Genomic DNA, 23920 nt, shown 5'->3' with positions numbered 1-23920 from the left:
GGGCGGGGTGGACGAGAAGGCCTTCGCGCTCGCCTACGCCGGTCCTGCGGTGCGCAAGCTGGCACGCGAAGTGGGTGTCGATCTCGGCAAGGTCAAGGGATCCGGTGATCACGGCCGCATTGTGCGCGAGGACGTCGAGGCCTTTGCCAAGGGCGGAGCTGCGTCTGCCAAGCCGCAAGCTTCGGCCGCTGGCGGCGGCGGTGTCGGCGGCATCGACCTTCTGCCCTGGCCTAAGATCGATTTCGCAAAGTTCGGTCCGGTCGAGCGCAAGGAGCTCGGCCGCATCAAGAAGATTTCCGCGGCCAACCTGCATCGCAACTGGGTCGTCATCCCGCACGTCACCACCCATGACGAGGCTGACATCACCGAACTCGAGCAGTTCCGGGTGAAGATGAACAAGGAACTAGAGAAGAGCGGCGTCAAGCTCTCGCTCCTGCCGTTCATGGTGAAGGCGGCCGTTGCGGCGCTGAAGAAATTTCCGGAATTCAACGCCAGCCTCGACGGCGACACGCTCGTCTACAAGAACTATTGGCACATCGGCTTTGCTGCGGACACGCCGAACGGTTTGATGGTGCCGGTGATCCGCGATGCCGACAAGAAATCGCTGCCCGAGATCGCCAACGAGATGAACGCGCTCGCAAAGCTCGCACGCGAGGGCAAGATCAAACCCGACCAGATGCAGGGCGGCACCTTCTCGATCTCCTCGCTTGGCGGCATCGGCGGCATCTACTTTACGCCGATCATCAACGCGCCGGAAGTCGCAATCATGGGCGTCTGCAAGGGATACTGGAAACAGCATTCGCCTGATGGCAAGACCTGGACGTCGCGCTTGACCTTGCCGCTGTCGCTGTCCTGGGATCACCGCGTCATCGATGGTGCGGCCGCCGCACGCTTCAATGTCTATTTCGCCAACGTACTCGCCGATCTCAGGCGCGTGCTGTTCTGAGAGGGGGAGAGCAGCATGGCTCAGCAGATCGAAGTAAAAGTTCCTGATATCGGTGACTTCAAGGACGTGGCCGTCATCGAGGTCATGGTGAAGCCCGGTGAGACAGTGGCGGTCGACACCAGCCTGATCATGGTCGAGTCCAACAAGGCGTCGATGGAGATTCCGTCCTCGCATGCCGGTATCGTCAAGGAAGTCAAGGTCAAGATCGACCAGAAAGTCAGTGAAGGGTCGACCATCCTCGTGCTGGAGATGACGGGAGCTGCGGCTGCGCCGACGCATGCGCCGGCATCGCAGCCGGCTGCCGCGACGCCACCTGTTGCGCCTGCCGCGGCGTCCCATTCGGGCAAGGCGGACATCGAATGCGAAGTGCTGGTGCTCGGCGCCGGTCCCGGCGGTTATTCAGCGGCCTTTCGCGCTGCCGATCTCGGCATGAAGACTGTGCTGGTCGAACGCTACGATACGCTCGGTGGCGTCTGCCTCAACGTCGGCTGCATCCCGAGCAAGGCGTTGTTGCACACCGCGTCCGTTATCGACGAGGTTAAGCATCTCCCTGATCACGGCATTTCCTTCGGAGCGCCGCAAATCGACCTCGGCAAGCTGCGAGGGTTCAAGGACGGCGTCGTCAACAAGCTGACGGGCGGTCTTGCCGGCATGGCGAAGGCGCGCAAGGTCGAAGTGGTGACCGGCGTCGGGACCTTTCTCGATCCGCATCATCTCGAGATCGTGTCGGCGGGTGGCAAGAAGACGGTCAAATTTGCCCATGCCATCATCGCGGCCGGCAGTCAGGCCATGAAATTGCCGTTCCTTCCCGAAGATCCGCGCGTCGTCGATTCGACGGGTGCGCTGCAGCTGAAATCGATCCCGAAACGCATGCTGGTGATCGGCGGCGGCATTATCGGGCTCGAAATGGCGACGGTGTATTCGACGCTCGGTTCGCGCATCGACGTCGTCGAAATGCTCGACGGCCTGATGCAGGGCGCCGACCGCGATCTGGTCAAGGTCTGGGAGAAGACGAACGCCAAGCGCTTCGACAAGGTGATGTTGAAGACCAAGACGGTCGGCGCGAAGGCCAACTCGGCCGGGATTGAGGTGAGTTTCGAGGGTGAGCAGGCGCCTGCCGGGCCGCAAGTCTATGATCTCGTCCTCGTCGCCGTCGGCCGAAGCCCGAACGGCAAGAAGATTGGAGCCGAGAAGGCCGGCGTTGCCGTGACCGAGCGCGGTTTCATTGACGTCGACAGGCAGATGCGGACCAACGTGGCGCATATCTTCGCGATAGGGGACATCGTCGGCCAGCCGATGCTGGCGCATAAGGCGGTGCATGAGGCCCACGTCGCTGCCGAAGTCGCCCATGGTGAGAAATCATACTTTGACGCGCGACAGATTCCCTCGGTCGCCTACACTGACCCCGAAGTCGCCTGGGCTGGCAAGACCGAAGACCAATGCAAGGCCGAGGGCATCAAGTTCGGCAAGTCGGTCTTCCCTTGGGCGGCCTCCGGCCGCGCCATCGCCAACGGCCGCGATGAAGGGTTTACCAAGCTGCTGTTCGATACTGCGACGAACCGGGTCATCGGCGGCGGCATCGTCGGTACGCATGCCGGCGATCTGATCAGCGAAATCTGCCTTGCGATCGAGATGGGCTGTGAGCCGGCCGATATAGGCAAGACCATTCACCCGCATCCGACACTCGGCGAGTCCATAGGAATGGCGGCGGAAGTCTTCGAGGGCCATTGCACCGATCTGCCGCCGCAGAGAAAAAAATGACGTTGGTGGCGCAGACACGACGAGATCAGGGAGAAGATACGATGTCCGGAACAACGATTGCGGATCAGAAGAAGCCGATTTACCGGATTCTCTATGTTCAGGTGCTCGCGGCGATCGTGCTCGGTATCATCGTCGGCTGGCTGTGGCCAGATCTCGGCAAGAACGACTGGATCAAGGCGATGGGCGATGGCTTCGTCAAGCTCATCAAGATGGCCATAGCGCCCATCATCTTCTGCACTGTCGTCTCCGGAATCGCCCACATCTCCGAGGTGAAGAAGGTCGGCCGCGTCGCGGTCAAGGCGCTCATCTATTTCGAGGTCGTATCGACCTTCGCGCTGGCGCTGGGCTTGATTGTCGCCAACGTGCTGCACCCGGGATCGGGTTTCCAGGGACAATCGAACGCCGCAGCGGTCGCCGGCTACGCCAAGCAGGCAAGCGAGATGAAGTCGGTAGACTTCGTCCTGCACATCATTCCTGACACGGTAGTCGGCGCGTTCGCGCAGGGCGAGATACTGCAGGTCCTGTTGTTTGCAATCCTGTTCGGCTTTGCGCTGATGGGGCTCGGTGAACGGGCCCATACCGTACGGGCGTTCGTCGACGACGTCGCCCACGCGATGTTTGGTGTCATTTCGATCATCGTGAAGGTCGCGCCGATCGGTGCATTCGGAGCCATGGCCTATACGATAGGCCGGTACGGTCCGCAGGCGCTGGGCAACCTTGCCGGACTCATTGCCACTTTCTATCTGACAGCGCTGGTCTTCGTCATCGTGGTACTCGGCACTATCGCCCGTGTTGCCGGCTTCTCGATCTTCAAGTTCCTCAAATATATCAAGGACGAGCTGCTGATCGTGCTGGGGACGTCCTCCTCGGAGAGCGCACTTCCCCAGATGATGGAGAAGCTCGAGCGCCTCGGTTGCTCCAAGCCGGTCGTCGGCCTCGTGGTGCCGACCGGCTACTCATTCAATCTCGACGGCACCAACATCTATATGACGCTGGCGACGCTCTTCATTGCCCAGGCGATGAACGTCGAACTCAGCTTCGGTGAGCAGATGACCATTCTCATCGTTGCCATGCTCACATCGAAAGGCGCTTCCGGTATCACGGGCGCGGGTTTCATCACGCTTGCAGGCACCCTGGCTGCGGTCAGGCCCGAGTTGCTTCCGGGCATGGCGATCGTGCTCGGCATCGACAAGTTCATGAGCGAATGCCGGGCGCTCACGAACCTCTGTGGCAATGGCGTCGCCTGCGTGGTGGTGGCGTGGTGGGAGGGTGAGCTTGACCGCGAGAAGCTACGTGTCGCTCTCGATCGCGACATCGATCCGAGCGACATCGAGGTCGCCGTCACGACAGGCTAGGAACACCGCGGCGGTGATCTTCGAGGAGCATCGCCGTTCATCCATGGGTAGCAAAGGAGTTGATCATGACTGACGTAGTAATTGTCTCCGCGGCGCGAACGCCGGTTGGCTCCTTCAACGGGGCTTTGGGGTCGCTGACCGCCCACGAGCTCGGCGCGGTGGCGATCAAGGGCGCCCTCGAACGCGCAAAACTCGCGCCTGAAGACGTTGATGAGGTCATCCTCGGACAGGTCCTCGCCGGCGGCGAAGGGCAGAATCCGGCGCGGCAGGCCGCGATGGCAGCCGGCATTCCGCAGGAGAAGACGGCGTGGGGTATGAACCAACTCTGCGGTTCGGGCCTGAGGTCGGTGGCCCTCGGCCTGCAGCAGATTGCCAACGGGGATGCAAAAGTTATCGTTGCTGGCGGCATGGAGTCCATGTCGATGGCACCGCATCTGTCGCACCTGCGGAATGGCACGAAGATGGGCGACGTCAAGTTCATCGACTCCATGTTGAAGGACGGCCTGCTCGATGCGTTCCACGGCTACCACATGGGTGTCACGGCTGAGAACATCGCCGCCAGATGGCAGATCACCCGCGATGAGCAGGACTCGTTTGCCACAAGCTCGCAGAACAAGGCCGAGGATGCGCAAAAGGGCGGCAGGTTCAAGGACGAGATCGTTCCCGTCACCGTCAAGACGCGAAAGGGCGATGTCGTCGTCGACCAGGATGAGTATATCCGCGCCGGCACGACGCTGGACGCGCTTGCGAAGTTGAAGCCCGCCTTCAACAAGGAAGGCAGCGTGACCGCCGGAAACGCCTCCGGCCTCAATGACGGCGCGGCCGCCCTGGTGTTGATGAGCGCTGACGAAGCCAAAAAGCGCGGGCTGACGCCACTTGCGAAGATCGTCTCCTGGGCAACCGCGGGCGTTGATCCGGCGGTGATGGGCTCGGGACCAATTCCTGCTTCCCGCAAGGCGCTCGAGAAGGCCGGGTGGAAGGTCAAAGACCTCGATCTTGTCGAAGCCAATGAGGCCTTTGCGGCGCAGGCGATCGCCGTCAACAAGGATATGGGCTGGGATCCGTCCATCGTAAACGTGAATGGCGGCGCCATCGCCATCGGCCATCCGATCGGAGCATCCGGCGCGCGCGTGCTGACGACACTTCTATTCGAGATGCAGAAGCGCGGCGCGAAGAAGGGCCTAGCCACGCTGTGCATTGGCGGCGGCATGGGCGTCGCCTTGACGGTCGAGCGCTAGGCCCGCGGCTGATCCATTCGACCGGAACGAGACGCGGACGACCAGAGGCCGTCCGCGAACGACAACGGCTCACCGGAGCCGGCGAATACAACATGAACCGATCAAAATCAGGAGGGGATGATGTCAAGGGTTGCGGTGGTGACCGGCGGAACGCGCGGTATAGGTGAAGCGATCTCGGTTGGGCTCAAGGCAGCCGGCTACAAGGTGGCTGCAAGCTATGCCGGCAATGACGAAGCGGCCGCGAGGTTCAAGAGCGCGACCGGCATCAATGTCTACAAATGGGACGTGTCGAACTTCGAGGCCTGCGCGGCGGGTCTGAAGCAAGTCGAAGCCGACCTCGGTCCGGTGGATGTGCTGGTCAACAACGCCGGTATCACAAAGGACGGCATGTTCCACAAGATGACGCCGGAGCAATGGTACGGGGTCATCAACACCAACCTGAACTCGCTGTTCAATATGACGCGGCCGGTATGGGAGGGCATGCGCGAACGCAAGTTTGGTCGCGTGATCTGCATCTCCTCGATCAACGGTCAGAAGGGCCAGATGGGCCAAGTCAATTACTCCGCCGCCAAGGCCGGAGACATCGGCTTCGTGAAGGCGCTGGCCCAGGAGGGCGCGCGCGCCGGCATCACCGTCAACACGATCTGCCCGGGTTATATCGCCACCGAGATGGTCAAGGCGATCAACCCGGAAGTCGTCGCCAAGAACATCCTGCCCCAGATCCCGGTCGGCCGCCTCGGAGAACCGCATGAGATCGCGCGAGCGGTGGTGTTCCTGGCGTCTGACGACGCCGGTTTCATCACGGGCTCGACGATCTCAGCGAATGGCGGCCAGCACATGGTTTGAGCCATCGCCATGTCGATCCAGCCACGAGGGGACCTCACGACACGAACGCTCGCCATGCCCGCGGATGCGAACCCGAGCGGCGATATTTTCGGTGGCTGGGTGCTTTCGCAGATGGATATCGCGGGTGGCATCCATGCCGGTCAACGCGCGCAGGGGCGTGTCGCCACGGTCGCGATCGAGGCGATGCAATTCATCAAGCCAGTCCATGTCGGCGATGTCTTGTGTGTCTACGCGGCTCCCGAGCGTCTCGGCCGGACGTCGGTGGCGATCCGCCTAGAAGCCTGGGCGCTGCGCAGGCGGATGGGGGAACGTGTGAAGGTGACGGAAGGCATTTTTACTTTCGTCGCGCTCGATGACGATGGTCGGCCTACGCCGATCGCGGCCGCACAGGAAGGGCAGTAGTCACCAATGAAGGAGAGCGAAATGTCCGACAGCAAGCCGAAGGCGAACGAGAGCGACTGGGGCCCTGCCGGGCTCGATTTCGCCAAACTCATCGAATCCTGCCAGATCAGTGGCGTCGATATGAAGGCGTTGCTCGACATCGAGAAGAAGAACATCGATGCCCTCATCGAGGTCAACCGTTCGGCCTATGACAGCTGGCGAAGCCTGATGACGCGACAGGCTGAGGTCTTCCAGGAAACCATGAAGGCGATTGTTACCGAGGCGAGCAACGAGGCGGTGACGGGACGGCGCACAGAAATCGCCCGGCAGGGATTCGAAACAGCCCTCGCCAACATGCGGCAACTCGCCGAGACCGCGACCGAGCAGCAAAAACAAACCATCGAGATGCTGCGCCGGCGTTTCGAGGATGGAATGGCGGCGATGCGCACCCGCGGCGGAAGCGTCTGAGGATTGTCGACCACATAAGAAACAGGTGAGGGGCGTCTCGGCCTCTCGAGCCAAGCGAAGAATCGGGAAATACGATGGATCAGGATCTCAGGGAAGCCGCACTCGAATATCATCGCCTGCCGAGGCCGGGAAAGATTTCCGTCGTGCCGACTACAGCCATGGCGACGCAACGCGATCTGTCGCTGGCCTATTCGCCCGGCGTGGCGGAGCCTTGCCTGGTCATCGCCAAGGATCCGCTGCAGGCAGACCAACTGACGGCGCGCAGCAACCTTGTGGCTGTCGTCACCAACGGCACCGCCGTGCTTGGCCTTGGGAATATCGGCCCGTTGGCTGGCAAGCCCGTCATGGAAGGCAAGGCGTGCCTGTTCAAGAAATTCGCCGGCATCGACGTCTTCGACATCGAACTCGCCGAGGAGGACCCCGACGCTCTGATCGAGACCATCGCCAGGATGGAACCAACCTTTGGCGGCATCAATCTGGAGGACATCAAGGCGCCGGAATGCTTCTACATCGAGCAGCAGCTCCGCAAACGAATGAAGATCCCGGTCTTCCACGATGACCAGCACGGCACCGCGATTATCGCGGCGGCGGCAATCCTCAATGGCCTGAAGCTGGTCAGGAAGGATATCGCCGACGTCAAGCTGGTGTGCTCCGGCGCCGGCGCGGCCGCGCTGGCCTGTCTCGATCTCATCGTCAGCCTCGGCCTGCCGCATGACCATATCATCGTCACCGACGCAAAAGGCGTCGTCTTTGCCGGCCGCACGGATGGCATGGACGACAACAAGGCGCGCTATGCGGTGAAAACGGAGGCGCGAAGGCTGGACGAGATCATCCAGGACGCGGATATCTTTCTCGGCCTGTCGGCCGGCAACGTGCTGACGCAGGACATGGTCAAGAAGATGGCCCGGGACCCCCTGATCTTCGCCATGGCCAATCCGATCCCGGAAATCATGCCCGAGGACGCGCTGGCGGTCCGCCCGGATGCGATCATCGGCACAGGGCGTTCGGACTATCCCAACCAGATCAACAACGTTCTCTGCTTTCCCTTCATCTTCAGGGGGGCGCTGGACTGCGGAGCGACCACGATCAATGAGGAGATGAAGCTCGCGACGGTGCGCGCGCTGGCCGATCTGGCGATGACGGAAGTGCCCGAGGTGGTGGCTGTTGCGTATAAGGGAGAGGACCTTCGCTTTGGTCGCTCCTATCTCATTCCAAAGCCGCTCGACCCGCGGCTCATCGAAGTCGTAGCGCCCGCAGTAGCCAAGGCTGCGGCTGACAGCGGCGTCGCGAGGCGTCCGATCGCAGACATGGAAGCCTATCGCCAGCAGCTGAGCCGGTTCGTCTATCAATCCGGCAACGCGATGCAGCCGGTCTTCTCGGTGGCGAAGGGAAGCGGCAAGTCGCTGCTTCTGGCGGAGGGCGAAGACGAGCGTGTGCTGCGCGCAGCCCAGGTCGTCGTTGACGAGCAGATCGCAAAGCCATTTCTTGTCGGCCGGCCCTCGACAATCGAGGAACGGATCAAGTCCTTCGGTCTTCGGCTCAAGCCGGGTCTCGACTGCGAGATCGTCGATCCGAATGATCCGCAGGTCTATTCCAAATGTGCGGACGTATATCATGGGCGCAGGAAGCGCGACGGTGTGTCGGCCGGGCTGGCGCTCTCGGAGACGCGCGGCAGCGCGACCGTGCTCGCCTCGATCCTCCTCGAAAGAGGCATCGGCGATGCGATGCTGTGCGGGGTCGTCGGCAGGACGTCCGATCACTTGACCGCCATCCGCAACGTGATCGGGGCTCGCGACGGCGTGCGGACGCTCGCCGTGATGCAGATGCTCATCCTCCCGCAGCATCAGCTGTTCATTTGCGACACCCACTGCAATCTCAATCCGACCGCCGAACAGGTCGCCGACATCGCATTGATGGCGGCAGCGGAGGTCAGCAGATTTGGCATTACGCCGCGGGTGGCGTTGCTGTCGCATTCGAGCTTCGGGAGCTCCGCGGTCCCGGAAGCTCACAAGATGCGGGAGGCGCGGGCGATCATCCTCGAGCGATCCCCCGATCTGGCGGTCGAAGGCGAGATGCGCGGCGACGCCGCACTGTCGCCATCGGTGCTGCACCACGAGTTTCCCGATTCCGGATTCGAGGGGCCGGCGAATGTCCTGGTGATGCCGAATCTCGACGCCGCCAATATCTCCTACAATTTGTTGCGGATGGCGGCGGGGCAGGGACTGACGGTCGGCGGAATCCTGCTCGGCGCGGCGAAGCCGGCCCACATTCTCACGCCGTCGTCCACCGTGCGGCGAATTGTGAATATGGCGGCTGTCGCGGTCGCGGACGCCGTCTCCGAGAGGGCTTGATCGGCAGGATGCGTTTGCGCGGGTTGTGAACTCGATCGGTCGAGGCCATCATGAGTAAGCCGCAGTTGGGAAAATCCCGAATCGTGATTGTCGGAGGCGGAGCCGGCGGATTGGAGCTGGCGACCCGCCTTGGCGACAAATACGGCCGCAAGGGCAAGTTCGAGATCACGTTGATCGAGCGCAGCCGCACCCACGTGTGGAAGCCGAAGCTGCACGAGATTGCCGCCGGCAGCATGGATATTTCAGCGCACGAGGTCGACTATCTCGCGCAATCCTACTGGCACGGCTTCCGCTACCGGATCGGGGAGATGATCGGGATCGATCGGGATCGCCGCCAGGTGCTGGTGGCGCCCTATCTCGACACCGAAGGCCGCGAGGTCACCCCGAAGCGGACCTTCAATTATGACGTCCTTGTCGTTGCCGTCGGAAGCCAGAACAACGATTTTGGCACTGCCGGCGTCGTTGATCATGCCATTAAGCTGGAATCGCAGCTCGATGCGCGGCGGTTTCACGAGCGCATGGTCAATGCCTGCATCCGCGCCCATGCCCAGGCGTCGCCCTTGGGAATTCATCAGTTGAAGGTCGCCATCATCGGTGCCGGTGCGACCGGTGTCGAACTTGCCGCCGAACTGCACAGGACGACGCGGGAAGTGGTGGCGTACGGCCTCGACCAGGTCGATCCCCAAAAGGACATCAGGATCACTCTGATCGAGGCCGCTGATCGGGTGCTTCCTGCGCTGCCCGAACGGGTTTCGGAAGAGACCGAGAAGCTGCTTGCGAGGCTCGGGGTCAACGTGCTGGTCGGCGCCAAGGTCTCCGAAGTCCGTCCCGATCGCGTGAGCCTGACGGATGGCCGGACGATCCCCGCCGAGCTGATCGTCTGGGCGGCGGGCGTCAAGGCGCCAGATTTCCTGAAGGATATCGCCGGACTCGAGAGCAACCGGATCAATCAGCTCGTCGTCCGGCCGACGCTTCAAACAACACGCGACGACGCCATCTTCGCCATCGGCGACTGCTCGGCCTGCCCCTGGGGCGAGCGCGGCAACGTACCGCCGCGCGCGCAGGCGGCTCACCAGCAGGCCTCGCATCTCTATTCGCAAATTCCGCGCTTTCTGCGGGGCGAGCCGCTCAGGGAGTATCGTTACAGGGATTTCGGGTCCCTGGTGTCGCTCGGCGAATTCAGCACGGTCGGCTCGATGATGGGAGCACTGGTGGGCGGCAGCCTCGTGTTCGAAGGCATTTTCGCTAGGATGATGTACCTGTCGCTCTACAAGATGCACGAACATGCGCTGCATGGTGCGGTCAAGGTTGCACTCGACACACTCGCGCGGCTGATTACCCGGCGCACTGAACCGCATGTGAAGCTGCATTGATGGATACTTGATTTAGGCGAGGGCGTGAACCGGGAGGAATGTTGATGGACGCCGTGTTCCTTGCGCGCATACAGTTCGCCGCCAACATCACGTTCCATATCCTGTTTCCGTCGATCTCGATCGCTCTGGGCTGGGTGCTGCTGTTCTTCAGGTTCAAGTACCTGCGTGCGACCGATCCGCAAGAGAAGATCGACTGGCTTCTCGCCTACCGCCTGTGGACCAAGGTGTTCGCCCTGACATTCGCGCTCGGCGTCGTCAGCGGTGTCACCATGAGCTTCCAGTTCGGCACGAACTGGCCCGGCTACATGGAGCGCGTCGGGAATATTGCCGGGCCGCTGCTCGGCTATGAGGTGCTGACCGCATTCTTCCTGGAAGCGGGCTTTCTCGGTGTCATGCTGTTTGGCCACCGCCGGGTCGGCGAGATCGTGCACCTGGGGGCCACCGTCCTCGTCGCGTTCGGTACGTTGATGAGCGCATTCTGGATCCTTGCCCTCAATTCATGGATGCAGACGCCGGCGGGATACGAGATCGTCAATGGTCAGTTTCACGCGCGTAGCTGGCTGGAGATCATCTTCAATCCGTCTTTCCCGTATCGTTTGGTTCATATGGTGCTTGCGTCCGCGCTGACTTGTGCGTTCCTGCTGATCGGGATCAGCGCCTGGCAACTCCTCAAGGGCGTAGCTGTGGCCAGTGCGTCCCGTGTGCTGCGGACCGGGATCGTCCTCGCTGCCCTGGTCGCGCCGGCGCAGATGGTGGCGGGCGATTTTCACGGGCTCAATACGCTGAAGCATCAGCCGCAGAAGATCGCGGCCGTCGAAGGCATCTGGGAAACGACGCGCGGCGCGCCGCTGCTGCTGTTCGCGATCCCGGACGATGCGGCGAGAACGAACCGCTTCGAGGTGGCGGTGCCGAAGCTCGCAAGTCTGATCCTCCGGCACGATCCGGACGGAGAGCTCAAGGGACTGAATGAGTTTCGCTCGGCCCATCCGCCGGTCCTGCCGCTGTTCTGGTCATTTCGGATCATGGTCGGGACCGGAATCTTGATGCTCTTGGTCAGCTGGATCGGCCTTTGGCAACACTGGCGCGACGGCTGGGATTTCGTCCGGATGCCGCGGCCGATGCTCAGGATATTCGCCGGGATGACCTTTGCTGGCTGGGTTGCGACCATTGCCGGATGGTACGTCACCGAGATCGGGCGCCAACCCTTCATCGTTTCCGGCCTCATTCGAACTGCCGACGTCGCCTCGCGGGTGCCGTCATCGAGCATTGCCGTGACACTCGCCATCTATGCTGCGGTCTATCTGGCGTTGCTCGTCGCCTATGTCGGCGTGCTCAAATTCATGTCGGAAACAGCCGAAAAGAAGATGGACGGAATCATGCGGGTGAATCCGGCAGGTGAGCGGCAGCCATATCAGCGCCATGGAGAATTCGCATGACTTCGATGTCGTTCGACGAACTGCTCCCGCTGATCTTCATCGGGCTGATGGGATTGTCGCTGCTCATCTATGTCGTGAGCGACGGGTACGATCTCGGGGTCGGCATGCTGATGCACAGGGCGACACCCAAGGAGCGGGATACCATGGTCGCATCCATTGGCCCGTTCTGGGATGCCAACGAAACGTGGCTGGTCCTTGGCGTCGGCCTTCTCCTGGTTGCGTTCCCCAAGGCGCACGGGCTGGTCCTATCGGAATTGTACCTGCCGACCGCGCTCATGCTGGTCGGTCTGATTTTGCGCGGCGCGGCCTTTGATTTCAGGGTCAAGGCCAAGGCCGGTCGCAAGACGATGTGGGACCATCTGTTCATCGCAGGATCGATGCTTGCCTCCATCTGTCAGGGGTGGATGCTCGGCCGCTATATCAGCGGCTTCGGCGAGGGCTGGAACTATCCGATCTTTGCCGGCGCCATTGCGGTCGCGCTGCCGATGGCCTACGCGCTGCTCGGCGCTACATGGCTGGTGATGAAGACGGATGGTCCGCTGCAGGACAAGGCGATCGCGTGGAGCAAGATCGCCTGGCCGCCCATGGTCCTCGGCCTGATCCTGATTTCGATGGCAACGCCCTGGATCAGCGAGACCGTCCGCGTGCGATGGTTCACCTTGCCGGCGATCATTGCTGTGGCATCGATCCCGATCACTGCAGGGATCGCGCTCGTGGCGGTGCGCGTCCTGCTCGGTTCGCCCGCCGTGCGCGGCGGCCTGTGCTGGCTGCCATTCGCGCTGCTTGTGCTGGTCTTCCTCCTGAGCTTCCTTGGCCTGAGCTACAGCATCTACCCCTTCGTGGTAATCGACAGGCTTACGGTCTGGGAGGCCGCCAGCAGCCCCGACTCGCTCAAGGTCATCCTGATCGGGGTTTGCGTCACGCTCCCTGTCATCATCGCTTATACCGGATTTTCCTATCGCGTATTTCGGGGCAAGACCATAGAGTTAGACTATGCGTGAGGGGTCGTCAGCGGTGGCCGACGCGCCTCGGTTTGTGCTGGTTCACACGATGACGGAGCTTCCAACCCTGGTGAACTTCAAGAGGAGCCCCCAAATCAGGTCGATGGAATGGGGCTCCTTGCGTTGGCTTGTTCGCGGAACAGCTGCGCTGGCGCTGGTCGCTGCCGCTTCGTGGCTCGGATATGCCGTGGCCTTTCAGCGCGGACTGGACCATTTGCATGTTGCCGCTCAGCAGCGACTTGCGGTGGAGGCAGCCCGGCTCGACGGTCACCTCTCCAGGTTTGAATATTTGCCGTCGTTGCTTGAGACGTCCCCGAGCGTGTTTCGGTTGCTCGGCGATCCCGCTGATGCCGCGCTGCAGCAATCGGTCAGCCTGTATTTGAAGTCGATCAATCTGCTTGCCGGGGCTGACAACCTCTACGTCCTGAGCACCTCGGGCGAAGCGTTGGCCGCGGCCGATTTCGAGGACGCGGGCACACCGGTTGGCCGAAATCTGTCGTATCGCCCGTATGTGAGCGAGGCTCTCGCGAGCGGCCGAGGCGCGTTCTTCGGTGTCGGTATCACCAGCGCGCGCGCCGGTTACTATCTCTCCTATGCGTTGAAGGATGGCGGGGTCACGAAAGGTATCGCCGCCGCGAAGGTCAATCTGGATTCGTTCGAGCGCGGGTGGCGTGATATTGCAGGCGACATTCTTCTCGTCGACGAACGTGGGGTCACGATACTCGCCTCCCGCGACGAATGGCGCTATCGCCCGATGGCGGTGCTGTCGCCTGGAACGCGCGACGACATTGCTCGGTCGAGACCGTACGGGAATCACGACCTGACGCCGCTCGGGTGGACCGTGCTGGCTCAATCCGAGGGCGTTGCCTCACGCATCATCAGCGAGCGCGGAACCGCCTATACCGTCAGCGAGTTTCCGATCAATCGTGGCTTCTGGAAACTCGTCCTTCTGGATGACGAGGCGCCGACCCGACAGACCGCTCTGATCATCGGCGCGTTGTCGGGCCTCGCTTCCGTGGTTGCCTTGCTGGCGCTTGGCCTCGTGGTTCAGCGCCGGAGAGCGATCAGGCAGAGGCTAGCCAACCAGGCGGCGCTGCAGGCGGCGAACGACATGCTCGAGAGCAGGGTGCAGGAACGTACCTCCGAGCTGCGGGCCGCGCAGGATGAATTGGTTCATGCCGGCAAGCTGGCTGCCCTCGGCCAGATGTCCGCCGGGATCGTGCATGAATTGAATCAGCCCTTGGCGGCGCTGCAGACTGCGGCCGACAATGCGGTGTTGCTGGTCGATCGCGGGTCGATCGGCGATGCCCGCGGAAACCTCACACGGATTGGCGAACTGGTGCGGCGGCTCGGACGCCTGACCGGGCAGCTGCGGGTTTTCGCATACAAGTCGAGCAGCCCGCTTGACGCCGTCTCTGTCGAACATGCCGTGGCTGAATCGCTCAAGATACTCGCCGCGCGTGTCAAGGAGGGCGGTGTTGCAGTCGAAACGGATGTCGACGCTGACCTCAGCGTCGTTGCCGATCAGACGCGGCTTGAGCAGCTGTTCTGCAACGTTCTGGCCAATGCATTGGATGCTGTGGAGAGCGTCGAGCAGAAGTCGATCGTGATCCGGGCGACGCGCGATGAGGGGCAGGCCGCACGCTGCCGCATTGCCATCAGCAACACTGGTCCCGCGATCGCATCCGATGTTCTCCAACGGATGTTCGAACCTTTCGTGACGACCAAGCCCGCGGGCAAGGGCCTCGGCCTTGGCCTGATGCTGTCCAACCACATCGCGCGTTCCTTTGGCGGCGAATTGCGGGGACGAAATCTTCCGGGCGGTGCCGAATTTGTCGTGATCCTTCCGATGGCCGAGATTACAGAGGCGGTTTCGCATGGGCGATGAGCAATCGATTGGCGTAATCTACGTCGAGGACGACGAGGATGTCCGCATCGGCGGCATTCAGGCACTCGAACTTGCCGGGCTGTCGGTCTCGGGATTTGCTTCGGTTGAGGCCGCCAACGTATCAGTGCGATCCGACATGCCTTTTGTCGTGGTCTGCGACGTCCGTTTGCGCGGCAAGAGCGGCCTGGAATGGCAATCCGATCTGCGCAGGCTGGATCAGGATCTGCCGGTCATCCTGATCACCGGCCATGGCGATATTTCCATGGCCGTGCAGGCGATGCGGAACGGCGCCTACGACTTCATCGAGAAGCCCTGCTCCTCGGAGCAGCTGATCTCGGTGGTACGCCGGGCGGTGGAAAAGCGGCGCCTTACCTTGGAAGTGCGCTCATTGCGATCCGCGTTGGCGGACCGCCAGGGAATCGAGGCCAGCCTGCTCGGCCGATCCCCGCAGATCCAGGAAGTACGCCGGCTCGTATCCACATTGGCCGCGACCAATGTCGACGTCACCATCTATGGCGAGACCGGAACCGGCAAGGATGTCGTCGCGCGTTGCTTGCACAATCACAGCGGCCGCCGCGCCGGGAATTATGTCGCGGTAAATTGCGGAGGCCTGCCTGAGTCGCTGGTCGAGAGCGAGCTGTTCGGCCACGAAGTTGGGGCATTCACCGGCGCCACCCGCCAGCGTATTGGCAAGATCGAGTATGCAAATGGCGGAACGCTGTTTCTCGACGAAATCGAGAGCATGCCGCCGAGCGTGCAGGTGAAATTGCTTCGGTCACTGCAGGACCGGTCGATCGAGCGCGTCGGAACCAACAAGCCGATTTCAGTGGACTGTCGCGTGGTGGCGGCAAGCAAGACAAATTTGCTCGAGCTGAGCGAAAAGAAGCTGTTTCGCGCAGATCTCTATTATCGTCTCGGCGTGGCGTTCATCGAGCTGCCGCCGCTTCGGGAGCGGCGCGAAGATATCCCGCTGCTGTTCGAGCACTTCACTCTGGATGCCGCCCGACGGTTCGAGCGGGATGCGCCGATACTGGGCGAGCAGACGATGTCGGCGTTGCTTTCTTATTCGTGGCCGGGGAACGTGCGTGAGCTTCGCAACGTCGCTGACCGTTTTGTGCTTGGTGTGCTCGATGGCAAGGCCATCAACAAGTCCGGGTTCGGCACGTTGGACCTGTCGTTGCCTCGACAACTCGAAAATATCGAGCGATCGATCATCGAGGATGCGCTGCGGCGCAAGCAGGGCGACGTGCAGGCAACCGCTGCGCTATTGGGCATCCCGAAGCAAACCCTGTACGACAAGATCAAGCGTCTTGCCGTGAACGTTGACGGAATCCGCGAAGGCGCGATCGTTCGCCCCTGAATCTGACGAAGGCGAGTAACACCGTGACGCCGCTGGGCGGCGCCGTGCTGCCGGACATGGCATGCTCACGGCGTACGAGAATGAAGGGCTGAAAGAAGAAGCTGCAACAGGAAACGCAACACTGCACCCTATTTGCTGAGTGAGGGATAGCTGATGAATCGGCCATTCAATATGCCGGACGAGTTTGTCGACGGATTCATGAAGGCAGGAGCGAGCCTGTGGCGGTCGCTGGGGTTGGCGGAGAATGGCGAATGTGACGGCGCGGCGGCCAGCTCACCTCTGGGTTCGTCGAGGCGCATCGCCGAATTGCAGGCCGACTATCTGAAAGGTTTGTACCAACTTTCGGAACACATCATCAAATCGGCAGCAGGCGGGCAGAGTGAAGGGGGCGTCGAAACCCCGCGCGGCGACCGCCGGTTCAATGGCACCGAATGGCGGGAGAATTCGCTCTACAGCATATTAAAGCAATACTACCTGCTGAACGCGCGCTATTGCACCGACTTCGTCGAAGCGCTGGATATGGACGAGAAGGAAAAGCACCGCCTGCGCTTCTTCACCCGTCAGTTCGTCGAGGCGATGAGTCCGACGAATTTTATCGCCACCAATCCTGACGTGATCAAGCTCGCGACCGATACCGAGGGTCAAAGCCTCAAGGCGGGCCTTGACAATTTGATGGCGGATCTGGGCAAGGGCAACCTGACGATCACGGACGAGAGCGCGTTCGAGGTCGGCAAGGACGTCGCCACTTCGAAGGGCGCGGTCGTGTTCGAAAACGACCTGTTTCAGCTGATTCAATATGAGCCCGCGACGGCAGAGGTGGCCGCGCGACCTCTGCTGATCGTCCCGCCGTGTATCAACAAGTTTTATATCCTTGACCTTCAGCCGGCCAATTCCTTTGTCCGCTTTGCGATTGAGCATGGCCTGACGGTCTTCATGGTGTCGTGGCGCAATCCGGATGAGTCTTGCGGCCATATCCGATGGGATGACTACGTCGAGCAGGGTGCGATGCGCGGCATTGAGATTGCTCAATCGATCTCGGGTGCCGACAAGGTCAATGTCGTCGGCTGGTGCGTCGGGGGAACCATCCTGTCGTCGGCGCTTGCGATTTTGCGGGCGCGCGGCGATGAGTCGGTTGCCAGCGTCACATTGCTGACGACGATGCTCGATTTCCGCGAGCCGGGCGATCTCGGCGTGTTTGTGGACGAAGAGAGCGTGCGGCAGCGGGAACATGCGATCGGCAATGGCGGCATCTATCGCGGCGCCGAACTCGGCTTCGTCTTCCAGACCCTCCGTTCGAGAGAGCTGATATGGCCGAATGTGATCAACAATTATCTGAAAGGTAAGCCGCCCGAGCGCTTCGACCTTCTGTTCTGGAACGCCGACGTCACCAATCTGCCGGGGCCGATGTATTGCTGGTACATCAGGAACATGTACCTGGAAAATAACCTTCGGCAGCCGAACAAGTTGACAATGTGCGGTACGCCAGTGGATCTCGGGCGGGTCGACCTGCCTGCCTATGTTCTGGCGGCCGTCGAAGATCACATCGTGCCCTGGCGATCCGCCTATCGGACCACGGGCCTGTTCGGCGGCCGCACTCGCTTCGTCCTGGGAGCGAGCGGGCACATTGCCGGCGTGATTAATCCCGCCTCCAAGAACAAGAGAAGCTATTGGGTATCGGCCGATTCCTGGGATGAACCGGCAAAATGGCTAGCAGGCGCCGAAGAAAAGCCGGGCAGTTGGTGGAACGACTGGATCGGCTGGCTCAAGCCGCAGGCGGAAAAGAAGCTGCCGGCCCGCACGCAACTCGGCAGCAACCTTCATCCTCCGGGCGAGTCTGCACCCGGTCGATATGTGAAGGTGAGGGTGGGCTGAAGAGTGAGCCGCAAAACAAGGAAAATTGGAGCGCCCGACACGATTTGAGCGCGTGATCGTTGCCGTCGGAGTCAGCGCCAAGCGACTAACTCAAATAGCAATTTGAGACGGTTGCAGGTCCTACGATTTGGGCCCATTTGCCGCTTCTCAAGTCGTTCGAGCACAGGCTCGCTGCTTGATTTCCTTTGACGACGCTCCCCTGCACTAGCTCAAATTGGCCCATGGTGGATTGGAGCAAGAGTTCAATCGTTTCAATTGCTTGAGGGGCGGTGTGTGCACGACGTGTGCACCGGGAGATCAAAAGAGATCGCGACAGCCAGCGTAAGCAAGGTTCTCTGAAACGGTAGATCAGTCTTGGAAAGCGTCACTTCTTCGCTGCGCATTTGTGTACCTGCGCCCGCGACCTGGCGCATCCATACGCACCAACTAACTCTTCAGCGGGTCCCGGGTTCGAGGCCTGGTGCGCCTACCACTCCTTGCAAGGACTACCGCGGTTTCGCATCAGAACGGACCTTTTAGTTGGGAGGTGCTCTGAACTTGCCTGAGAACCAGACTTAGGATACCTGGGCGCGCAAACCGGACAATCCGGAACAAGATTCGTAACGATTTGAAGCTCAAGTCGTTTCGGACTTGAGCGCGATTCGGGATGTCGGCGGTGGGGTCCCGACATCCCGGATTTTCAGGTCCGATGTCCGGTCAAGGCAGAATTGGTGGATGGTAGGTGAAAGTCGCCATCAAGATCGCAGCCAGGATCATGACGATCGGAAAGTGCACGAAGAATTGCACGGACGTGTAGCCGATCAAGTCCTTTGACTTCAAACCAAGCACGCCAAGCAATGGCAACATCCAGAATGGGTTGATGAAGTTCGGCAGCGTCTCGGCGATGTTGTAGACCATAGTGGTCCAGCCCAGATGAGCCCCGACTTCGTTGGCCGCCTTCATGATGTAGGGCGCCTCGATCATCCATTTGCCGCCGGCCGACGGGATGAAGAAGCCAAGCGTCGCGGAATAGATCCCGATCAGGAACGAGAACACGGTCGAGTTGACCGAGACGTTGGCGAACCAGTGAGCGACGGTATCGGACAGCGTCAGCCCGCTGGCATTCGGCACCTTGGTCAGCATGTGGGCGATGCCGGCATAGAACGGAAACTGTAACAGCAGGCCGGAGATGCTCGGCGTTCCCTTGGAAAAAGCCTCGAGCAGGCTGCGGGGACGCCAGTGCAGGAGAATGCCAAGCACCAGAAACACGAAGTTATAGGTGTTCAGGCCTGACAGTGTGATCAGCGGATTGCCGGATTGGAAGGTCTGCCAGAGCCAGCCCGACGCCAGTGCGACGGTCAGAATGGTCAGAACGGGGCTGAACTCGAGAAAGTCACCCGGCCGGGTCGGCTTTTTTGGCTCGATCCGGTCGTCGTCGAGAGACACGCCGAGATCCTCTGCGGTTCTGGTCAGCGCCTCATTTGGTACCGTCAGGTAGCAGACCGCCGCGGACAGTGCGGTCACGACGATGATCGTCACCAGGTTTTGCCACGTCAGGATCGTCTCGGAGAAGCTGATGACGCCGGTGATCGGCATCAGCGAACTCGGAATGCTTGCCGCGTTGGCCTGAAGCTGGGCGACCGATGAGGTGATGCCGAGCGTGAAGCCACAGCCGAGGCCGAGATATCCGGCCGCACCGGCTGCGCGATAGTCGAGCTTGATGTCCTTGCGCCGTGCGATCTCGCGGACCAGCAGGCCCGAAAAAATCAGGCTCAGGCTCCAGTTCAGCAACGACGCGGCAATGCTGAGCACGCCCACGAAGACCACGGCGCCGCGCGCCGTCGAGGGTACGTTGGCCAGCCGTCGCATGAGGGCCGAGACAGGTGGCGACATCGCGACCACATAGCCGGCGACCGCGGCCAGCGCCAACTGCATCGTGAAGGGAATGAGATTCCAGAAGCCGTCGCCAAAGGCGCGGCTGACTGCGAGCGGCGAGCCGCCATGCGCGATGGTGCCGAGCGCGATCACCACCACGGCCACCAGAACGAACACATAAGCATCGGGGAACCAGCGCTCGGCGAAGCTGACCATGTGCTGCGAGAATCTTGCAAGCACGTTGTCCTGTGTCGGCGTCTCATCCAGGAAGATGGCTTTATCCGTCGTGTCGGTCATTGCGGCCCCCATAGTCGCGTTGGTGTTGCGTTCGTTTTGTCACTGCCGGTCAGAGTGCAAGCGTGAGTTCCGAGAGCGGAACGGATTGGCAAGTCAGGCACTGGTCGGGCGCGCTGTTGCCGCCGCCGACCTGTGCGACATCGCCATCGACGACGCGCATGAGGCAGCTCTCGCACTGGCCGACACGGCAGCCGCTGGGCAGGGACAGACCGGCTGCTTGGGCCGCATCGAGAAGGGTCCCGAGCTGCGGCGTCCAGGTGAAGCTCTTGCCGCTATCGGCGATGTGGACGGTTTGCGGCTTCAGTGTGCGCGGCACGACCGGCGGCGAGGTGAAAGCTTCCGAGAAGACGTCGAAGCGCGGGACGCCCCGTTCGATCAGTCGGGCTATCATCGACGTCGTGAAGTCCGGCGAACCGCAGAGATAGGCGAGGGGCCTTTGTGGCAGCAACGGATCAATCGCCGACAGGTCCAGCCGCCCCGTGTAGTCGTAATCCCCGGGACAACGATCTTTTGCGCGCGGCACCGAATACGCCGTGACGAGATCGAGCTCTGGTAGCAGGTCTGCGAGCTCTCGCAACCGACCGGCAAATGCATGTTCGTCGCCATTGCGGCAACCATAGAGCAGCAGCACTCGGGCGACGCGTTCGGCGGGCTGCAGTCTCGCCAGGGCTTCGAGATGACCGACAAACGGCGTGATGCCGATTCCGGCGGCAAGAAAAATTAGCGGCCGGCGTCCTTGCAGCGGCGGCGTGAAAATGCCCTTCGGCGCCTCGATCCGAACATCATCGCCGACCGCCAGACGATGAACGTGATCGGAAAGGTGAACCGTATCGTTGGCGAGTCCTGAAGCGCGGGCCCGGCGCTTGCTGACCGCGATCGACAGAACATCGCGGCCGTTATGGCCGGTCAGCGAATAGGCGCGGGCAACATCGAGTCCCGGCAGGCTCAGCAGGACGTGCTGTCCGGGGCGGAATGCGGGAATCGCGCCGCCGTCGCGCGGCAAAAGCTCGAGCGCGACAACGTCGTCGGTCTCGCGATGAACGGCCGAGACCGCGAAGTCGCGCTTGCCGGTCCAGTGGCCGCGGCTCGCGGTCTCATCCTTGCGAATGTCGCAACTCGTAGCGCGGAGTGGCACCGAGCCGCTCACGGGATCGCGGGTCGCGTCGCTGAGCGCATCATTCATATTGGAGGTCGGCAATCCTGCAGGCTGGATCGCGTCGCGTCCGAGCGGCGGACAATCCTCCCACCAGCCGAACTCGGCGACGGCTACGCGATCGTCGAGCGCCTCGTTCAGCCGCACGCGTAGCCGGACCTCTCCGGCCGAGGTTTTGACGATCGCCCAGTCACCGTCCCTGAGGCCGCGCGCGGCTGCGAGCGTTGGGTTGATCTCGATCGCCGGATCGGGCGTCTTCTTGCGAAGGGAGGCGACGTGACGATGCGAAGAGTGGACAAACCAGCCGCTCTTGGCCGTCGTGAGCACCAGTGGAAACCGGCTGTCGGCGTGGTCGGCGAGCGGACTTTCGGCAGGCTCGATGTGCCCCGGCAACGGCGCATAGCCATGTTCGAGCATCAGTTCCGAATAGATCTCGACGCGACGGGTGGCGGTGGTAAAGCCGGCAATTGTACCGTCCGGCTGCACCAGCGTGTATTTCTCATGCTCAAGGAGCTGAGGGAAACGCATGCCCAGGGGATGGCGGCGCAATTCGTCGACCGTCACGCCGAGCGGCGCGAGCTGATAATTCCAGCCCGCGCGGATGTCGCCGCCGAAGAATTGATCGGCAAGGCCCAGCCTGACCGCAAGCTCGATGGCAATTTCATAGTCCGCCTTGGAAGCGCCGAGCGGCGGCAACGCCTGCGCACGGAACTGGACCGTCTCGACGGCTTCCTGGGTGATTTCGAAGCCGATCTTCAGAGCGTCCCGTTCCCACGGCATGTTGGCCGGCAGCACGATGTCGGCATTCTCCGCCGTCGGATTCATGAACATGTCGACGTGGACGTGGAAGTCGAGCGCGCGCAGCGCCTCACGATTGCGCGACGAGTGCCCCTGCGAGACGATGAAATTGGTACCGAAGCTCATCAGCGCCCGTACCTGGTAGGGTTCGCCGGTCAGGACCGCGCGGCTGAAGTCCCGAGCCGTGATCCATCCCCGGCTCGGCGGGCCGAGCGGCAATTCGCCGAGACCGAGCGCCTTGGCCCTTTGCCCCGGCGGCAACAAGGAATAATCGTTGACAGTGCGTGTCGGAGGAGGCGCCGGCCAAACATTGCCGCCGGGCCGGTCACAAGCACCGGTGAGTGCATAGAGCGTTGCAATCGCCCGCTCGATCATCGTCGCATTGGTGTGCTGGCCCACGCCGGTCCAGGAATGATACGCGAGCCGCGGGCGGTTCTCGAACAGTTGGTAGAAGTTCGCGAGTTTGACCTCGTCGAGCCAAGTCAGTTCGGCGACGCGGGCGGGCGTGTAGGGAGCGGCTTCGGCAGTCAACAGACGGAAGGCGGTCGCGGCGGCAATCACACGTCCATCCCGCGCACTGAGTGTTGCACCGCCATCCAACTCGCAGGAGGCGGGGTCGAGCGCCGCGAGGCCTGGATTGAAGGCGCGTGCCGCTCCGGACCGATCCAGCACGACGAAGTTGTCGTCTGATTGATGGGCCCAGAGTTCACTCGCGCGAACGAAGCGGCCCGTGTCGGTGTCGATCAGCAGCGGCCCGTTGGTCCAGCGCGTTGCAAAGTCCGCGTCGTATGAGTTCGTGGTGATGAGGTGCCGGATTGCGCCCATCGCCAGCGCGCCGTCCGCACCCGGACGGATACGCATCCAGATATCGGCTTGCTGCCCGGAGCCGTTCGGTTTGGGATCGACCACCGCAACCCGCGCCCCGCGCCGCCGTGCGTCTGCGACGCGCGTTGCCTGGGCAAGCCAGGTGCGGGCCGGATTATGTCCCCACAGCACGATGGCGTCGGCCCGGTCATAGTCGGGAACGCCGATGCCGCGTCCGAAAGTCAGAGCATGGGCATAGTCCTTGTGCCAGCCGCAGACTTCGACCGCGTAGATCAGGTTGGGGCTGCCGAAGCACCGAATGAAGCGCTCGACCCATTCGAAGCTGTCGACCATTGGCGTGCCGCTCGGCGTGGTGACGGCAAAGGCCACCGCTTCGGCTCCAGATGTTTTGCGAATGTCGCCGAGCTTGTTGGCGATGTCTTCCAGCGCCTCATCCCAGGAAATTTCGATCCAGCCGGGATCGGCCGCATCCCTGGGCGCGGTCCGGCGAAGCGGTTTCGTCAGGCGGCGCGGACTGTGCACCATCTCGGGCGCGGCCCGACCCTTCGCGCACAATGCTCCGCCGGTCGGATGTCCGGGCAGGGTTTTGACTGCAATCAGCCGGCCATTTTCGACGACCATGGTCGACCCGCATCGGGATCGGCAAAGCGTGCAATAGCCGGGTACGCGCTGCGCCATAGGGGTGCCACACCGTCCGAAGGTTCGATAGTAGTGCGT

The 23920-nt window shown here is 61.9% G+C and carries 16 protein-coding genes; 14 read left to right on the top strand and 2 right to left on the bottom strand.

All coding sequences use genetic code 11. From position 1 onward, the window contains the following. The 14 genes from MOV75_RS01235 to phaC form a co-directional block, all read left to right on the top strand. On the top strand, positions 1-946 hold a 946-nt coding region (locus MOV75_RS01235; protein ID WP_247004565.1), incomplete at its 5' end, for a 2-oxo acid dehydrogenase subunit E2. 15 nt (positions 947-961) lie between these two features. Continuing rightward, complete coding sequence (gene lpdA, locus MOV75_RS01230) at positions 962-2707, top strand: dihydrolipoyl dehydrogenase (protein ID WP_246917144.1); 1746 nt, start codon at positions 962-964, stop codon at positions 2705-2707. A gap of 41 nt (positions 2708-2748) precedes the next feature. Continuing rightward, a complete protein-coding gene (locus tag MOV75_RS01225; protein WP_246917141.1) occupies positions 2749-4062 on the top strand; it encodes a dicarboxylate/amino acid:cation symporter in 1314 nt (437 codons plus the stop codon). A gap of 65 nt (positions 4063-4127) precedes the next feature. Then, complete coding sequence (locus MOV75_RS01220) at positions 4128-5300, top strand: acetyl-CoA C-acetyltransferase (RefSeq protein ID WP_246917138.1); 1173 nt, start codon at positions 4128-4130, stop codon at positions 5298-5300. Positions 5301-5420: 120 nt separating this feature from the next. After that, the gene (gene phbB / locus MOV75_RS01215) at positions 5421-6146 is read left to right on the top strand and encodes an acetoacetyl-CoA reductase (RefSeq protein ID WP_246917135.1); all 726 of its coding nucleotides are present in this window, start codon (positions 5421-5423) and stop codon (positions 6144-6146) included. A gap of 9 nt (positions 6147-6155) precedes the next feature. Beyond that, the gene (locus MOV75_RS01210) at positions 6156-6548 is read left to right on the top strand and encodes an acyl-CoA thioesterase (RefSeq protein WP_246917132.1); all 393 of its coding nucleotides are present in this window, start codon (positions 6156-6158) and stop codon (positions 6546-6548) included. Positions 6549-6569: 21 nt separating this feature from the next. Continuing rightward, positions 6570-6995, top strand: coding sequence for a TIGR01841 family phasin (gene phaP, locus MOV75_RS01205; protein WP_246917129.1), 426 nt, complete (start codon positions 6570-6572; stop codon positions 6993-6995). 74 nt (positions 6996-7069) lie between these two features. Next, positions 7070-9346 carry an NADP-dependent malic enzyme gene (locus tag MOV75_RS01200; RefSeq protein ID WP_246917126.1) on the top strand — a complete coding sequence of 759 codons (2277 nt, stop codon included), beginning with the start codon at positions 7070-7072 and terminating at the stop codon, positions 9344-9346. 50 nt (positions 9347-9396) lie between these two features. Beyond that, positions 9397-10719, top strand: a complete 1323-nt coding sequence (locus tag MOV75_RS01195) for an NAD(P)/FAD-dependent oxidoreductase (RefSeq protein WP_246917123.1) — start codon at positions 9397-9399, stop codon at positions 10717-10719. A gap of 44 nt (positions 10720-10763) precedes the next feature. Next, positions 10764-12155 carry a cytochrome ubiquinol oxidase subunit I gene (locus MOV75_RS01190; RefSeq protein ID WP_246917120.1) on the top strand — a complete coding sequence of 464 codons (1392 nt, stop codon included), beginning with the start codon at positions 10764-10766 and terminating at the stop codon, positions 12153-12155. Beyond that, positions 12152-13156 carry a cytochrome d ubiquinol oxidase subunit II gene (locus MOV75_RS01185; RefSeq protein ID WP_247004563.1) on the top strand — a complete coding sequence of 335 codons (1005 nt, stop codon included), beginning with the start codon at positions 12152-12154 and terminating at the stop codon, positions 13154-13156. Before MOV75_RS01190 ends, MOV75_RS01185 begins: the two co-directional genes overlap by 4 nt. A gap of 187 nt (positions 13157-13343) precedes the next feature. Then, entirely contained in the window at positions 13344-15044 is a 1701-nt protein-coding gene (locus MOV75_RS01180; protein ID WP_309486768.1) for an ATP-binding protein, read from the top strand. Then, positions 15034-16404, top strand: coding sequence for a sigma-54 dependent transcriptional regulator (locus MOV75_RS01175; protein WP_246917115.1), 1371 nt, complete (start codon positions 15034-15036; stop codon positions 16402-16404). Before MOV75_RS01180 ends, MOV75_RS01175 begins: the two co-directional genes overlap by 11 nt. Before the next feature lie 153 nt (positions 16405-16557). Next, a complete protein-coding gene (gene phaC / locus MOV75_RS01170) occupies positions 16558-18276 on the top strand; it encodes a class I poly(R)-hydroxyalkanoic acid synthase (RefSeq protein ID WP_246917112.1) in 1719 nt (572 codons plus the stop codon). 696 nt (positions 18277-18972) lie between these two features. Here the strand turns inward: phaC and MOV75_RS01165 are convergent. Both MOV75_RS01165 and MOV75_RS01160 read right to left on the bottom strand, forming a co-directional pair. Further along, positions 18973-20427 carry a short-chain fatty acid transporter gene (locus MOV75_RS01165; protein WP_246917109.1) on the bottom strand — a complete coding sequence of 485 codons (1455 nt, stop codon included), beginning with the start codon at positions 20425-20427 and terminating at the stop codon, positions 18973-18975. Between the two features lie 49 nt (positions 20428-20476). Further along, positions 20477-23881 carry a molybdopterin-dependent oxidoreductase gene (locus MOV75_RS01160; RefSeq protein WP_258719575.1) on the bottom strand — a complete coding sequence of 1135 codons (3405 nt, stop codon included), beginning with the start codon at positions 23879-23881 and terminating at the stop codon, positions 20477-20479. Positions 23882-23920: the final 39 nt, after the last annotated feature.

This window comes from Bradyrhizobium sp. PRIMUS42, from assembly GCF_023006515.1.
Taxonomy (GTDB): domain Bacteria; phylum Pseudomonadota; class Alphaproteobacteria; order Rhizobiales; family Xanthobacteraceae; genus Bradyrhizobium.
Note: the sequence above shows the minus strand (reverse complement) of the source record. Positions and strands in the feature narration are given on the sequence as shown.